Origin of the sequence: Escherichia sp. TW14182, assembly GCF_000208525.1 — a bacterium.
Classification (GTDB): Bacteria; Pseudomonadota; Gammaproteobacteria; order Enterobacterales; family Enterobacteriaceae; genus Escherichia; species Escherichia ruysiae.
The window spans coordinates 1-16,114 of sequence record NZ_AEJZ01000117.1 but is presented as its reverse complement, the minus strand read 5'-3'; the positions used below and the strand labels follow the sequence as shown (position 1 = coordinate 16,114).

Sequence of the window (16,114 nt, the reverse complement as noted above, 5' to 3'; positions counted from 1 at the left end):
GAGCGAAGCGACGAATAATCCTTCCCCCACCACCATTACTTCCTGAAAATACTCTTCTAAACCAATTTACTAACCATTTATTTCTTGTTGTCACACAGAATTCGTCATGCCTGTTTTTAGGTCTGCACACTTTTACACAAAACAAAAAACCCCGCCGAAGCAGGGTCTATGTGAACTAAATTTCGCTTAGTGGCGAGCACGCACCAGCTGATATTTCCGTGTCAGATACTCCACCGGCACGCTCCAGATGTGCACCAGACGCGAGAACGGGAACAGCAGGAATAACGTCATCCCCAGCACCAGATGCAAACGGAAAATAAACGCGACACCATCAAGGTGCTGAGAAGCGCCACCGTGGAAGGTCACTACCGACTGCGCCCAGCCAACCAGTTTCATCATCTCGCTGCCGTCCATATGCTGGGCGGAGAACGGAATGGTCAGCAGCCCCAGCGCACACTGGATAACGAGCAGCGACAAGATCAGGATATCCGCTCCGGTAGTCGTTGCACGCACGCGCGGGCTGAACAGGCGGCGTTTTAGCAACAGCACACCGCCAATCAGGCACAGCACGCCGCTGGCACCACCAGCAAACATCGCCATTTTCTGTTTCACTTCAATCGGCAACCACGCTTCATACATCCAGTGCGGCGTCAGCATACCGAAGAAGTGACCGACAAAAATCCCCAGAATTCCGATATGGAACAGGTTAGACGCAAGGTTCATCCCTTTGCGATCCAGCATCTGGCTGGACGCCGCGCGCCAGGTGTACTGCCCGTAGTCATAGCGCAGCCAGCTACCAATCAGGAAGACCGCCCCGGCAATGTACGGGTAGATATCAAAGAAGAACATATTCAGGAATTGCATTAGTGCTGTCCTCCGGTGGTGATATTCAGATATTGCGGCGCGACGGCACCGGCAAAGCGACGCTGATGAGCAGTGATTGCCGAATCACCGCAGCCTTTGTCAGCAAAGAATTTAACCTGCTCTTCTTCCCAGACAGCATCCAGCGCCTGCGGCGTATCATCGCGCGCTTCATCGGCAATTTTTTCCGCCACTTTGTCGCTGTCGATAGCGGTATTCGCCAGTTTCAGCAGCAGATCAAACAGCACTGCATAACGGCTTTCACGCTGTTGCAGACGAGCACTTAGCAACGCCAGAATCGGCGCGATATCTTTCAAACCTTCCACGGCTTCGCTTTGCGGCAGCTGCGCCAGGTACTCCAGATACAGCGGCAGATGATCCGGCAGTTCACGACTGTTTAACTGCAAGCCGTGCTGCTCGTACTGCGCCAGCAAATCCACCATCGCCTGACCACGATCGCGGGATTCGCCGTGCACATGTTCAAACAGTAACAGCGACGTGGCACGACCACGGTCGAACAGTTCGCTGTACTGCGCCTGAGCGTCCAGCGGATCCATCGCAGTTAAATCGCGCAGGAAAATGCCCAGCGCATGGGCATCCTCTTTTGACAGATTTTCCGACGCGGCAATCGCCTCAAACATCTCTTGTTGATGCTGCCATAAGGCAGCATCCGGATATTCAAGGAGACGCGATACAATCACGAGTTCAATCATGGATGCGGCTCCGTTTTACTGGTCACGTCGATGGCATCGATACGACGGCTGTTGAACAGATTGAATTTGGTATCTGAACCGTGGCAGCCGTCACCAAAGGTAAAGCCGCAACCATTTTTCTCCGGGAAGGCTTCCCGCGCCAGTTCACGATGGCTGCTCGGCACCACAAAGCGATCTTCATAGTTTGCAATCGCCAGATAACGGTACATCTCCTGTGCCTGGGCTTCGGTCAGGCCGACCTCTTCCAGCGCACGGGTATCAACTTTACCGTCAACGGTTTCAGCTCGTTTGTAATGACGCATTGCCAGCATACGTTTCAACGCGAGCAGTACCGGTTGGGTATCACCGGCGGTCAGCAGATTCGCCAGGTACTGAACCGGGATACGCAGGCTTTCTACGTCTGGCAAAATGCCGTTGTTGCCCAGTTCGCCCGCGTCTGCCGCAGACTGAATCGGTGACAGAGGCGGCACGTACCAGACCATCGGCAATGTGCGATATTCCGGATGCAGCGGCAGCGCCAGTTTCCATTCCATCGCCATTTTATACACCGGCGACTGTTGTGCGGCTTCAATAACGCTCAGCGGAATACCGTCTTTAATCGCTTGCTCGATGACTTTCGGATCGTTCGGATCGAGGAACACTTCCAGCTGACGCTGGTAGAGATCTTTCTCGTTCTCGGTGCTGGCTGCACGTTCAATAGCGTCGGCATCGTACAACAGCACGCCAAGATAACGGATACGACCCACACAGGTTTCTGAGCACACCGTCGGCTGACCGGCTTCAATACGCGGATAGCAGAAGATGCACTTCTCAGATTTACCGCTCTTCCAGTTGAAGTAGATTTTTTTGTACGGGCATCCGGTGATGCACATACGCCAGCCACGGCATTTATCCTGATCGATCAGTACGATGCCATCTTCTTCACGTTTGTAGATAGCCCCGCTCGGACAGGTCGCCACACATGCCGGGTTGAGGCAGTGTTCGCACAGACGCGGCAAATACATCATGAAGGTGTTTTCGAACTGGCTATACATCGCCTTCTGGATGTTGTCGAAGTTCTTGTCTTTCGCCAGTTTGTCAAACTCGCCGCCCAGGTCATCTTCCCAGTTCGGCCCTTTTTCGATTTTCGCCATCCGTTCGCCAGTAATCAGCGAACGCGGACGGGCAATAGGCTGCGATTTGCTGCCTTCCGGCGCGGTATGCAGGTTCTGATAATCAAAATCGAACGGCTCGTAATAATCGTCGATCCCCGGCAAATGCGGGTTGGCGAAGATTTTACCCAGCAGCATCGCGCGGTTACCCATACGCGGTTGCAGTTTGCCGTTGATTTTACGGATCCAACCGCCTTTGTATTTTTCCTGGTTTTCCCAGTCGGTCGGGAACCCCTGACCCGGCTTGGTTTCAACGTTGTTGAACCACGCGTACTCAACGCCTTCGCGGCTGGTCCAGACGTTTTTACAGGTAACTGAACAGGTGTGGCAGCCGATGCACTTATCGAGATTCAGCACCATGCCGACTTGTGAACGAATTTTCATTTTACGCTCTCCTGTACCTGGTCATTGCCTTCGCCATCTAACCAGTCAATGTTCTTCATCTTACGCACTACAACAAACTCATCGCGGTTAGAACCTACGGTGCCGTAGTAGTTAAAGCCGTATGCCAGATGGGCATAGCCACCGATCATATGCGTCGGTTTCGGCGTGATACGGGTGACCGAGTTATGAATCCCCCCGCGCTGCTGCGTGATTTCCGAACCCGGCAGGTTAACGATACGTTCCTGCGCGTGGTACATCATGGTCATCCCAGCCGGAACACGCTGGCTGACAACCGCACGGGCAGTCAGCGCACCATTGCTGTTGAAGACTTCAATCCAGTCGTTGTCGGCAATACCCAAATCTTTAGCATCGGCTTCGCTCAGCCAGACCACCGGACCACCGCGACCTAAAGTCAGCATCAGCAGGTTGTCGCTGTAAGTGGAATGGATACCCCACTTCTGGTGCGGCGTCAGGAAGTTCAGGGCTTTTTCCGGGTTACCGTTGGATTTCTGTCCCATCACTTCTTTCACCGAACGGGTATCGATCGGCGGACGATAAACCAGCAGGCTTTCACCGAAATCACGCATCCACTGATGATCCTGATACAGCTGCTGACGACCAGAGAGCGTGCGCCACGGAATTAGCTCGTGAACGTTGGTGTAACCGGCGTTGTAAGAAACGTGTTCATCTTCCAGACCAGACCAGGTCGGGCTGGAGATAATTTTGCGCGGCTGTGCCTGAATATCACGGAAGCGGATCTTCTCGTCTTCTTTATTCAGCGCCAGATGCGTATGGTCACGACCGGTAAACTCGCTCAGTGCCGCCCAGGCTTTCACGGCTACCTGACCGTTGGTTTCCGGTGCCAGCGTCAGGATCATCTCTGCCGCATCAATTGCGGTGTTGAGCATTGGCTGGCCTTTCGCCGGGCCTTCAGCCTTGGTGTAGTTGAGCTTACGCAGCAGATCCATCTCACTCTGGGTGTTCCAGGCAATCCCTTTACCGCCGTTACCGATTTTCTCCATCAGCGGGCCAATAGAGGTAAAGCGTTCGTAAGTGGCCGGATAATCACGCTCAACCACCATAATATGCGGTGCGGTTTTACCTGGGATCAGATCGCATTCGCCTTTTTTCCAGTCTTTCACATCCAGCGGCTGCGCCAGTTCGGCGGCGGAGTCGTGCTGGATTGGCAGCGTAACGATGTCGGTTTCTTTACCCAGATGACCGACGCACACTTCGGAGAATTTTTTCGCGATGGCTTTGTAGATTTCCCAGTCGCTTTTCGCTTCCCAGGCCGGATCGACCGCCGCAGACAGCGGGTGAATAAACGGATGCATATCCGAAGTATTCATGTCGTCTTTTTCGTACCAGGTCGCCGTCGGCAAAATGATGTCGGAATAGAGACAGGTGCTCGACAGACGGAAGTCCAGCGTCACCACCAGATCCAGCTTGCCTTCCAGACCGTTATCCTGCCAGTCCACTTCTTCCGGTTTCACGCCGCCCTGCTGCCCCAGATCTTTACCCTGGATACCGTGTTCCGTCCCCAGCAGGTACTTGAGCATAAACTCATGACCTTTACCGGAAGAGCCCAGCAGGTTAGAACGCCAGATAAACAGGTTACGCGGATGGTTTTTGCCGTTTTCCGGCTGTTCCGCAGCAAAACGGATTGAACCCTCTTTCAGGGATTTCACCGTATAGTCCACCGGATTCATGCCCGCTTTTTCTGCTTCGCGAGCAATAGTCAGCGGGTTAGTGCCTAACTGCGGTGCAGAGGGCAGCCAGCCCATACGTTCTGCACGAACGTTGAAGTCGATCAGGTGTCCGGTATAACGGGATTTATCCGCCATCGGCGACAGCAGTTCTTCCGCAGTCACGGTTTCATAACGCCACTGGCTGGAGTGGTTATAGAAGTAAGAGGTGCTGTTCATGTGACGCGCCGGACGCTGCCAGTCGAGAGCAAATGCCAGCGGCTGCCAGCCAGTTTGCGGACGCAGTTTTTCCTGACCTACGTAGTGTGCCCAACCGCCACCGCTCTGACCAACGCAGCCGCAGAAAATCAGCATGTTGATCAGACCGCGATAGTTCATATCGAGGTGATACCAGTGGTTCAGACCGGCACCAACAATGATCATTGAACGACCGTGCGTCTTATCAGCGTTGTCGGCAAATTCACGGGCAATGCGGATAATCTGGCTACGAGAAACACCGGTGATCTGCTCGGCCCAGGCCGGGGTGTAGGCTTTCACGTCGTCATAGCTGGTTGCGCAGTTAACGTCGTTCAGACCACGCTCCAGGCCGTAGTTTGCCAGCGTCAAATCATAAACGGTGGTCACCAGTGCGGTGCTGCCATCAGCCAGTTGCAGGCGTTTTACCGGCAGCTTGTGCAGCAGAATGTTTTCCAGCTCCACTTTGTTGAAGTGTTCCGTGCCGTCGCCGCCAAAGTACGGGAAGCCCACTTCGGCAATCTCATCCTGACTACCCAGCAGACTCAGTTGCAGCTCGGTTTCTTCGCCGGTTTTGCCGTCGCGCTGCTCCAGATTCCATTTGCCCTTCTCGCCCCAACGGAAGCCAATAGAACCGTTCGGCGCAACCATTTCACCTTGCGTATTAAAGGCGACGGTTTTCCATTCCGGGTTGTTTTCCTGACCCAGCGAATCAACCAGATCGGCGGCACGCAGCATACGACCCGCAGCGTAATAACCGTCGCGCTCTTCCAGCATTACCAGCATCGGCATGTCGGTGTAGCGACGCACATAATCGGTGAAATACTGGCTTGGGTTATCGAGATGGAATTCACGCAGCATCACGTGACCCATTGCCAGCGCCATTGCTGCGTCGGTGCCCTGTTTCGGTGCCAGCCACAGATCGCACAGTTTGGCGATTTCAGCATAGTCCGGCGTGACGGCAACGGTTTTGGTGCCTTTGTAACGCACTTCGGTAAAGAAGTGAGCGTCCGGGGTACGGGTCTGCGGAACGTTAGAGCCCCAGGCGATGATATAGCTGGAGTTGTACCAGTCAGCGGATTCCGGTACGTCAGTTTGCTCGCCCCAGGTTTGCGGAGACGCAGGAGGCAGGTCGCAGTACCAGTCGTAGAAGCTTAAGCAAGTACCGCCAATCAGCGAAAGATAGCGAGCACCTGATGCGTAAGAAACCATCGACATTGCCGGAATTGGCGAGAAGCCAGCGACACGATCCGGGCCGTAGTTTTTGATGGTGTAAACGTTAGACGCGGCGATCAGTTCGTTCACTTCCTGCCAGGAAGAACGAACAAAACCACCGCGTCCACGCGCCTGCTTAAAGCTTTTCGCTTTATCGGCGTCTTCGATAATAGAAGCCCATGCCTCAACCGGATCGCTATGCTGCGCCTTCGCTTCACGCCACATTTTCATCAGGCGTTTGCGCATCATCGGGTATTTCAGACGGTTGGCGCTATAGAGATACCAGGAGTAGCTGGCACCGCGCGGGCAGCCGCGAGGTTCATGGTTTGGCAGATCCGGACGAGTACGCGGATAGTCAGTCTGCTGGGTTTCCCAGGTCACCAGACCGTTTTTAACGTAGATTTTCCAGCTGCAGGAGCCGGTGCAGTTTACCCCGTGGGTAGAGCGGACAATTTTGTCATGCTGCCAACGCTGGCGATATCCATCCTCCCAGTCACGGTTGGTATCGAGAAGCTGGCCATGCCCATCGGCAAAGGTATCACCCTTCTGTTTGAAGTAGCGAAACCGGTCCAGGAATTTACTCATCGGTTTTCTCCTGTGGGAGCCTGTCGGCTCTCTGATAAATCGACATTGCTAATGTTTAAAACGAAGGTAACGCTCTGAAACGTCGTGGGAATTGATAACGATCAAGAGTGGTGGGGATGAAAAATAAAGTAAATTCCTAATATACCTCTTTGGGGTAATTAATATTTATTATCCAACTTATTGTAAATTAATGTTTTTTACATCCAATGTCATTTAATCACTTCGGATTTTTATACAGATGGTTATTAAGGAGTATCCCCCATGGATGACATATTAATGGTGCTTAATTGACGCCGTTGAAATAATCATCTCCCTATAAGTATGTTGTAACTAAATGACAAATAAAAAAAGCGCGACATTATGCCGCGCAAAGGATAATCAAATATTACGATTTATTTTTAGAATGCCGACCATATACCGCCCAGGTAATTACTACGCAGGCGATATAGAAAATCAAAAATACTTTCATTGCACCGACTGGCGACCCTGTTAATGCCAGTGAGCTACCGAACGCTTTCGGGATAAAGAAGCCACCGATAGCGCCAATCGCGGAGATGAAGCCCAGCGCCGCCGCAGTGTCGGTTGCCGCTTCACGCATGGCACGTTCGTCAGAACCGCCTTCTGCTTTCACGCGATCCATCGTCAGTTTACGGAAGATCACGGAAATCATCTGGAAGGTGGAGCCACTACCCAGCCCCGCCGTCAGGAACAGCGCCAGGAAGACCGCAAAGAATGCCATGAAGTTTCCGCCTTGCCCGTCAGTCGGTAAGGTGAGGAACAGCAGGCCACTGAAAATCGCCATCAGCACGAAGTTCACCAGCGTGACCCGAGTACCGCCGAGACGGTCGGACAATGCTCCCCCCGCAGAACGCGCCAGTGCGCCAATAAACGGCCCAAAGAAGGCATAGTGCAGGATCTGTACATCCGGGAACTGCGTTTTTGACAGCATGGCAAAACCCGCAGAGAAACCGATGAAGGAACCGAAGGTTGCCAGATACAGCAGGCTCATAATCCACAGATGACCCCGTTTGAGTACTGGCAACTGCTCCTTGATAGAGGCTTTCGAGGTAGCAAGGTCGTTCATGCCAAACCATGCTGCAATGGTGAAGATGGCGAGGAACGGCACCCATACCCAGGACGCGTTAGCCAGATACAGCTCGGTGCCATCCGGCTGTGTTACGCCCTGGCTGCCAAATGCAGCAAAAATTGACAGTGATACCACCAGCGGAGCAACCAGCTGCATGACGCTAACGCCCATGTTGCCCAGACCACCATTCAGCCCCAGTGCACCACCCTGCTTCTGCTTGGGAAAGAAGAAGCTAATGTTTGCCATACTGGATGCGAAGTTCGCGCCAGCAAAGCCGCACAGCAGAGAAATGATGATGAATACGCTGTATGGCGTAGTGGTATCCTGCACGGCAAAACCCAGCCAGACGCAAGGAATAATGAGAATGCCGGTGCTGAACGCCGTCCAGCGACGACCACCGAAGATTGGAACCATAAAGGAGTATGGCACACGCAATAATGCGCCAGAAACCGAAGGTAGTGCGGTCAAAAGAAACAGCTGATCGGTCGTAAAATTAAAGCCGACTTTCGGTAAATTTACCGCGACGGCACTGAATAACATCCATACACAAAACGCCAGTAGCAGACAGGGAACGGAAATCCACAGATTGCGGCTGGCTATACGCTGGCCGCGCTGTTGCCAGAACGCAGGATCTTCCGGTCGCCAATCAGTAATGACAGCTCCAGTAGCCCTTTCGGGGGCGGATGAGTGACTCATAGACACCTCTGATACTCGTTTCGATGTCTGCCACCTTAGTGTCTGTAGCCAAAGGTAATTTGATGTAAATCAAACGATAAGATAACTTTATCTATCATTGATATTTATGATTACCCATAGTGAGTACGGAGATTTCATAAAAATTATGAGATTTTTCACAGTACTGTAAAATCCCTACCCTTACTGATGTAAATCGACTAACCACACGGCAAATAAGGAGTAACTCTTTCCAGGTATGGGTATACTTCAGCCAATAGCCGAGAATAACGCCATTCCAGAATGTATCGTCACATTCATTAAGGTTATTGCTCATTCAAAGCCTGAAGGAAGAGGTTTACATGCTTAAACGTTGTCTCTCTCCGCTCACCCTGGTTAATCAGGTTGCGCTTATTGTTTTGCTTTCTACCGCTATTGGACTGGCGGGGATGGCGGTTTCTGGCTGGCTGGTACAAGGCGTTCAGGGCAGCGCCCATGCTATTAACAAAGCGGGATCGCTGCGTATGCAAACTTACCGGCTACTGGCGGCAGTACCATTAAGCGAGAAAGACAAGCCCTTAATCAAAGAGATGGAACAAACGGCATTTAGCACCGAATTAACTCGAGCAGCAGAACGAGACGGGCAACTGGCGCAATTACAGGGTTTGCAGGATTACTGGCGCCATGAGCTGATTCCTGCGCTGCTACACGCACAAAGCCGCGAAACGGTGTCGGCTGACGTCAGCCAGTTTGTCGCCGGGCTTGATCAGTTGGTGTCTGGTTTTGACCGCACCACAGAAATGCGCATTGAGACGGTCGTACTGGTTCATCGGGTGATGGCTGTGTTTATGGCACTTCTGCTGGTATTTACCATCATATGGCTGCGGGCACGGCTGCTACAGCCGTGGCGGCAATTGCTGGCGATGGCGAGTGCCGTCAGCCATCGCGATTTTACCCAGCGGGCGAATATCAGCGGGCGCAACGAAATGGCGATGCTTGGAACTGCATTGAACAATATGTCTGCAGAACTGGCCGAAAGTTATGCCGTACTTGAGCATCGGGTACAGGAGAAAACCGCCGGGCTGGAGCATAAAAATCAAATACTCTCGTTTTTGTGGCAGGCTAACCGTCGTTTGCATTCTCGCGCCCCACTGTGTGAACGCCTGTCACCTGTACTCAACGGATTGCAAAATTTAACCCTGCTGCGTGATATCGAACTGCGTGTATATGACACTGAAGATGAAGAGAATCATCAGGAGTTCACCTGCCAGCCGGATATGACCTGCGACGACAAAGGCTGCCAACTCTGCCCGCGCGGGGTATTACCCGTTGGTGATCGCGGCACTACCCTGAAATGGCGACTGGCAGATTCCCATATGCAGTACGGCATTTTGCTGGCGACCCTGCCTCAGGGGCGCCATCTGAGCCATGATCAACAGCAACTGGTGGATACGCTGGTTGAACAATTAACCGCCACTCTGGCGTTGGATCGCCATCAGGAACGCCAGCAGCAGTTGATCGTGATGGAAGAGCGTGCCACCATTGCGCGCGAACTACATGATTCTATTGCCCAATCTCTCTCTTGTATGAAGATGCAGGTGAGTTGTTTACAGATGCAAGGCGACGCACTGCCAGAAAGCAGCCGCGAACTGTTAAGCCAGATCCGTAACGAACTGAATGCGTCATGGGCGCAGTTGCGTGAGTTGCTCACCACATTCCGTTTGCAGCTCACAGAACCGGGATTACGCCCGGCACTGGAGGCAAGTTGTGAAGAGTACAGCGCCAAATTTGGCTTCCCGGTGAAGCTGGATTACCAGTTGCCACCGCGTCTGGTGCCCTCGCATCAGGCAATCCATCTGTTGCAAATTGCCCGTGAGGCATTAAGTAACGCCCTCAAACATTCGCAAGCGAGCGAGGTCGTTGTGACGGTGGCGCAAAACGATAATCAGGTCAAACTGACCGTCCAGGATAACGGCTGCGGGGTGCCTGAAAATGCCATCCGCAGCAATCACTACGGCATGATAATTATGCGTGACCGTGCGCAAAGTCTGCGTGGCGACTGTCGCGTCCGCCGTCGTGAATCAGGTGGCACCGAAGTGGTGGTCACTTTTATTCCCGAAAAAACTTTCACAGACGTCCAAGGAGATATCCATGAGTAATCAGGAACCGGCTACTATCCTGCTGATCGACGATCACCCGATGCTGCGAACTGGCGTAAAACAGCTTATCAGCATGGCCCCCGATATCACTGTGGTTGGCGAAGCGAGCAATGGCGAGCAGGGTATTTTACTTGCGGAATCTCTCGATCCTGATCTGATTCTGCTTGATCTGAATATGCCCGGCATGAACGGTCTGGAAACGCTGGATAAACTGCGCGAAAAATCTTTATCCGGTCGCATTGTGGTATTCAGCGTCTCTAATCATGAAGAGGACGTCGTCACCGCGCTGAAACGCGGCGCAGATGGTTATCTGTTAAAAGATATGGAGCCGGAAGATCTGTTAAAAGCGTTGCACCAGGCTGCAGCTGGCGAAATGGTATTAAGCGAGGCGTTAACCCCTGTTCTGGCCGCCAGCCTGCGTGCTAACCGCGCCACGACTGAACGCGACGTCAACCAGTTAACGCCGCGCGAGCGCGATATTCTGAAACTGATTGCTCAGGGCTTACCGAATAAGATGATCGCCCGTCGCCTGGACATCACTGAAAGCACGGTCAAAGTGCACGTGAAGCACATGCTGAAAAAAATGAAGCTTAAATCTCGTGTGGAAGCCGCAGTATGGGTGCATCAGGAACGTATTTTCTGATTATGGTTCCCAGCGCAGTTCGTCCTTTGCCATTTCATCGAAAGGTTCGGCAAGCGTTAGCGTGATCTCATTGGAAGAGACACGCTGTCCCTGGTTATCTTCCACCACCACCGACAAGCGCCATCGATTGGTCGCCTCTTCTCCACTTTGCCAGTCCGGCACGATCAGCGTCCAGCCATCCGCACTATTGGCTGTGGCTCCCGATGTCAGACTTAACATCTGTGTATCCCCTTGCCAGATCAATTGTCGAATACCGTAACGACTGTGGATTTGTAATTTCAGCGGCACCGTTTCACCAGGTTTAAGATCCCAGGGGGGCGTCGCCAGAAATACCGTTAAGGTTTTACGCTGATGATACTCAATGACCGGCAGATTATTCCGCTGCGGATTGTCATAGCGACTGCCGCGCAACGACTGACTCTCAGCAACTTCGCCGGCAGAAAGTTGTTTGTTTAGTGGCACCCCAAAGCGGTAGTTAATATTCAGCCCGAGATTATTTTGGCTTTCTCCACTTTCGCCTTGTTTATGCTGAGCGGTCATAGTAACGAGTGGAACAGGGGTGTAATTAAGCCCCAGACTCATGGCGACAGGATTATGATAACCCGTACCAGAATTAAACAGATCGACACGCTGACCAAAATATTGTTCGAGGCTGACACTGGTGTTGAGATGCTGGTAAAACGGCATTCGCATCCGGGCAGTCAGATCATAACCACGCGCCATACGCTGCTCGAGCGAGGCAGTCTGTTCATGCCATGAGGCAAAAGGCTGGTAATAATTTGCCGACAAGCGTAGATATTCTCCCCATGCTTCAGCGCCAAACCCTGCCCGCTGAAGATTTTCATCTAACAAGTTGTCATAAAACGTGTTGTATCCCATCAACCATGTGCCATGCCTCCAGCGTTGACCAATGCCAAGGTTACTTACCAGACCATCGTCCTGCTGGGTGAGCCCAAGTTGGCTCCATGTAAGATAACGCTCGTTATCCTGCAACGGTACAAACCAGCTCCCCCGGCTGCCGGTAAAATGCCCTTCGTTATCCACTTTAACGTCAACACTGGCGTTCCCCCACGGCGAAAGCCAGGACTCCACATGTTGATTAACCTGCTGACTGAGCGCATCACGGACTTTTCCCAGCGCGAAGGCTTTTGCCTGTTCGCCTGTATCCTGACCGTTATCAGTCATACTGGTTTCACCAAAATCTTTCACGATTTCGGCGAAGTGTTTTTCACCGTCATGATTTTCCGGTGCCATTCCTAAGTCCGGCAGACCATCCTTATCGTTATCAAAAGGATTTACCGATTGCTGCTCAACGGATGGCTGTGCGCTAGCTATACCGCCTGCCAGCAGCAAGAGTAAATAAAGTGGGGTAACACGAGAGACGATACGGCTCAAAACGTCAGTTATTTCCGGTAAAAATGAACACCCATTACTTTATAGAATAACGATTACTGGTAACTTTTCTCGTACTTTCTCATGCTTTATGGAAAATCCTAAAAATGTGGCAAATTGGTCAGACAGCGTAAAAGCAGTAAGATAGAAGTCGAAAATCTAATTATCTGAATACAGGAGTGAGTAATGCAAAAAATCGTGATCGTTGCCAATGGCGCGCCCTACGGGAGCGAATCCTTATTTAACAGCCTGCGGTTAGCCATTGCGCTACGGGAACAGGAGAGCAACCTGGATCTGCGTTTGTTTCTGATGTCTGATGCGGTAACTGCCGGATTACGCGGACAAAAACCGGGGGAAGGCTACAATATTCAGCAAATGCTCGAGATCCTCACTGCACAAAATGTGCCTGTGAAATTGTGCAAAACCTGCACCGATGGTCGCGGTATCAGCCCACTTCCGCTGATTGATGGAGTTGAAATTGGCACACTGGTCGAACTGGCGCAATGGACGCTGGTTGCCGATAAAGTGCTCACGTTTTAATTGCAGTATGGGGCGCTCAAGGTTACAGAAACGCCCCGCTGTGATAACAGTTTCATCAGGCAAAACCGGGCCGTAAGACACCATCCGGGAAATTCTCCGCCAGCAGTTTTTTCACCGACACCAGTAAATCATTCAGCCCGTCATCCTGCATCCCCAGTTTGTTGAGCTCTTGTTCCAGAGAAAATAAATACTGCGCATTGGTTCCAAGTGGACCACTCGCCGCAGCAATCAACGGAGCAATCACCTGAGCTCGGGTATCGGACTCATATTCAGGATGGCGCGGGTCCATAATAAACACCAGCGCGTTGACTGTGCGCCCGTCATCAAGATCAAGCTGACACCAGGTTGGCAGGTAGCAGCCGGTAATCATCTCCCGCTTCCACAGCAAGGTCAGTTCCTGCTCCAGCGTCTCTTCCGGCAAGCGATACGCCACTCCCGTGGTGCGGCCGCCCTCTTTCAGAGCAAGCATTCTTCCCGGCTGGTGTGCCGTCCCCCTTCCGGCGGTCAGACGCAGACAGAACGCCCGGTGCCACCCAACCAGCGTACCGGTACAGGACTCGATAAACTCCAGCGCCGGATTCCACATCAACGATCCATAACCGAAGATCCACACCGCCCCCTCATCAGGACGACAAGCCAGCGTAGCTGCCAGCGATGCTGCCCGCTGTTCTGCCGACCATAAGAGTGATTCTTCAATAGTGCCAAATGCCGTTTTACAATCGGCATTCATCAAGAAATCCCGCGTTATCACCTTATACCTCCGCCACTGCATACTTCCCTGCGACAACTTTTTGGTGTCTTCCAGACATTTTTACTGCTCATTTTGGAACCATTACCGGGACAATATGCAATCTGCAGACCACTTGCAAGGCGACGCCGCACGAATAGCTTTAACTCATCACCGGGAGTTATAACTTTTTATGCCATTTATCATCACTTCCTTTAGCATATTCATGTTTCACTGCTGCCCAGGCCACTTTATGCGCTGTCTCCTCCCGACTGGCATCATCACGCCGATCTTCTTTATCTTTATATTGATCCCAGGCGCTGTTGAATGCCTCTTTATAGATATCCTGGGCATGGGACGGTAGAACGTGTTTTACATTTTCCGGCAGATCGCTTTTTGTTTTATACGGCATTGTTGACTCCTTTTTTAAAGGTGAACTTTAAGTGTGGTCAACAATATCCACGCTTGCCAGCATATAAGACTTTTCACGTCAGACTCTTCTTAAGAGGTGCTAATACAAACATTGTCTAAACACGTTGATTATTTTTATACCCCAAAGAGTAAAAAAGCGACAGCGGGGTAAAATTTCGTAAAATGTTACCGATATCCAGACACTTTCTGTTATTTTTTCTGCCTATTTATTACATTTTCGACAAATTCATCTGCAAAGGATAACCATAATGACAAATGCTCACGAGGCGGTAAAAACCCGCCACAAGGAGACCTCGCTTATTTTCCCGGTTCTGGCGCTGGTAGTGCTGTTCCTGTGGGGAAGCAGTCAAACACTACCAGTGGTCATAGGCATCAATCTTCTTGCGCTTATTGGTATTTTAAGCAGCGCCTTTAGTGTTGTCCGTCATGCGGACGTATTAGCCCATCGACTGGGGGAACCTTATGGCTCTCTTATTCTTAGCCTTTCCGTGGTTATTCTTGAAGTCAGTTTGATATCAGCCTTAATGGCGACCGGCGATGCGGCGCCGACGTTAATGCGAGATACACTCTATTCAATCATTATGATTGTTACTGGTGGACTGGTTGGTTTTTCATTACTGTTGGGCGGGCGCAAATTTGCCACCCAATATATGAATCTGTTTGGTATTAAACAGTATTTAATCGCCCTGTTTCCATTGGCAATTATTGTGCTGGTATTCCCGATGGCTCTGCCTGCGGCGAATTTTTCAACTGGTCAGGCGTTGCTGGTGGCATTAATTTCCGCAGCAATGTACGGCGTATTTTTGCTAATTCAGACCAAAACGCATCAGAGTCTGTTTGTCTATGAACATGAAGATGACAGTGATGATGACGATCCGCACCATGGTAAACCGTCTGCCCATAGCAGCCTGTGGCATGCCGTCTGGTTGATTATCCATTTAATTGCGGTGATAGCGGTTACCAAAATGAACGCCAGTCCGCTGGAAACACTGCTCACCAGCATGAATGCTCCGGTGGCCTTTACCGGTTTCCTGGTGGCGCTATTGATTCTTTCGCCGGAAGGCTTAGGGGCGTTAAAAGCGGTATTAAACAACCAGGTCCAGCGCGCGATGAATCTGTTCTTTGGTTCGGTGTTAGCAACCATTTCACTTACCGTACCTGTCGTCACGCTGATCGCCTTTATGACAGGCAATGAATTGCAGTTTGCGCTTGGTGCGCCAGAAATGGTGGTGATGGTAGCCTCTTTGGTGCTGTGCCATATCTCCTTCTCCACCGGACGTACTAACGTACTCAACGGCGCGGCACATCTGGCTCTCTTTGCCGCCTATTTGATGACAATATTTGCCTGACATTGATATCTCCCCCTGGCGGCGGAAGCTGGGGGAGATAATAAAAATACCTGCCCGGTTCCTTTCTTCAGTTATTCTGAACAATTCGTCAGACATAATTGCGAGCCTGCACCACAACATGCAAGAAAGCACTGCAACAGTTGATGAAAAGCTGGAATGTACTCTTCATTACGAACGTTTCAGTGGTGAAGTAAAGAAGGCTTGAGACGTAGTATCCACACCAAGCCGGCGTTATCCGGTGAGGCGCAATGTTGCGGGGGCTTT

Annotated in this window: 12 protein-coding genes; 4 read left to right on the top strand and 8 right to left on the bottom strand. The window is 51.6% G+C overall.

Features of this window, described 5'->3' with window-relative positions:
* Positions 1-186: 186 nt before the first annotated feature.
* The 5 genes from narI to narK form a co-directional block, all read right to left on the bottom strand.
* Entirely contained in the window at positions 187-864 is a 678-nt protein-coding gene (narI, locus tag EQY_RS0111055) for a respiratory nitrate reductase subunit gamma (protein WP_001160110.1), read from the bottom strand.
* Entirely contained in the window at positions 864-1,574 is a 711-nt protein-coding gene (gene narJ / locus EQY_RS0111050; RefSeq protein WP_000571678.1) for a nitrate reductase molybdenum cofactor assembly chaperone, read from the bottom strand. Before narJ ends, narI begins: the two co-directional genes overlap by 1 nt.
* Positions 1,571-3,109: a nitrate reductase subunit beta gene (narH, locus tag EQY_RS0111045; RefSeq protein WP_000702656.1), complete on the bottom strand. Its 1,539-nt coding sequence runs from the start codon at positions 3,107-3,109 to the stop codon at positions 1,571-1,573. The genes narJ and narH overlap by 4 nt, the downstream gene beginning before the upstream one ends.
* Entirely contained in the window at positions 3,106-6,849 is a 3,744-nt protein-coding gene (locus EQY_RS0111040) for a nitrate reductase subunit alpha (RefSeq protein WP_000032861.1), read from the bottom strand. Before EQY_RS0111040 ends, narH begins: the two co-directional genes overlap by 4 nt.
* A gap of 385 nt (positions 6,850-7,234) precedes the next feature.
* On the bottom strand, positions 7,235-8,632 hold the full coding sequence (gene narK / locus EQY_RS0111035) for a nitrate transporter NarK (protein WP_000019813.1): 1,398 nt from the start codon (positions 8,630-8,632) through the stop codon (positions 7,235-7,237).
* Positions 8,633-8,970: 338 nt separating this feature from the next.
* Here narK and narX point away from each other — a divergent pair, with 338 nt between their 5' ends.
* Together narX and narL are read left to right on the top strand one after the other, a co-directional pair.
* Positions 8,971-10,767 (top strand): nitrate/nitrite two-component system sensor histidine kinase NarX, encoded by a 1,797-nt coding sequence (gene narX / locus EQY_RS0111025; protein WP_000918092.1) that lies wholly within the window; start codon positions 8,971-8,973, stop codon positions 10,765-10,767.
* A complete protein-coding gene (gene narL / locus EQY_RS0111020; RefSeq protein ID WP_000070495.1) occupies positions 10,760-11,410 on the top strand; it encodes a two-component system response regulator NarL in 651 nt (216 codons plus the stop codon). The genes narX and narL overlap by 8 nt, the downstream gene beginning before the upstream one ends.
* On the opposite strand, the gene EQY_RS0111015 is transcribed toward narL, so the two are convergent.
* Positions 11,411-12,805 carry a YchO/YchP family invasin gene (locus EQY_RS0111015; protein WP_000087127.1) on the bottom strand — a complete coding sequence of 465 codons (1,395 nt, stop codon included), beginning with the start codon at positions 12,803-12,805 and terminating at the stop codon, positions 11,411-11,413.
* 183 nt (positions 12,806-12,988) lie between these two features.
* Between EQY_RS0111015 and ychN the strand changes: the two genes are divergently transcribed.
* Positions 12,989-13,342, top strand: a complete 354-nt coding sequence (gene ychN / locus EQY_RS0111010; protein WP_001169665.1) for a DsrE/F sulfur relay family protein YchN — start codon at positions 12,989-12,991, stop codon at positions 13,340-13,342.
* Positions 13,343-13,397: 55 nt separating this feature from the next.
* Here ychN and chaC read toward each other — a convergent pair whose 3' ends face one another.
* Both chaC and chaB read right to left on the bottom strand, forming a co-directional pair.
* Positions 13,398-14,093, bottom strand: coding sequence for a glutathione-specific gamma-glutamylcyclotransferase (gene chaC, locus EQY_RS0111005; RefSeq protein ID WP_010351803.1), 696 nt, complete (start codon positions 14,091-14,093; stop codon positions 13,398-13,400).
* Positions 14,094-14,250: 157 nt separating this feature from the next.
* Positions 14,251-14,481, bottom strand: coding sequence for a putative cation transport regulator ChaB (gene chaB / locus EQY_RS0111000; RefSeq protein ID WP_001146436.1), 231 nt, complete (start codon positions 14,479-14,481; stop codon positions 14,251-14,253).
* A gap of 268 nt (positions 14,482-14,749) precedes the next feature.
* Between chaB and chaA the strand changes: the two genes are divergently transcribed.
* Positions 14,750-15,850, top strand: a complete 1,101-nt coding sequence (chaA, locus tag EQY_RS0110995) for a sodium-potassium/proton antiporter ChaA (RefSeq protein ID WP_000180147.1) — start codon at positions 14,750-14,752, stop codon at positions 15,848-15,850.
* Positions 15,851-16,114: the final 264 nt, after the last annotated feature.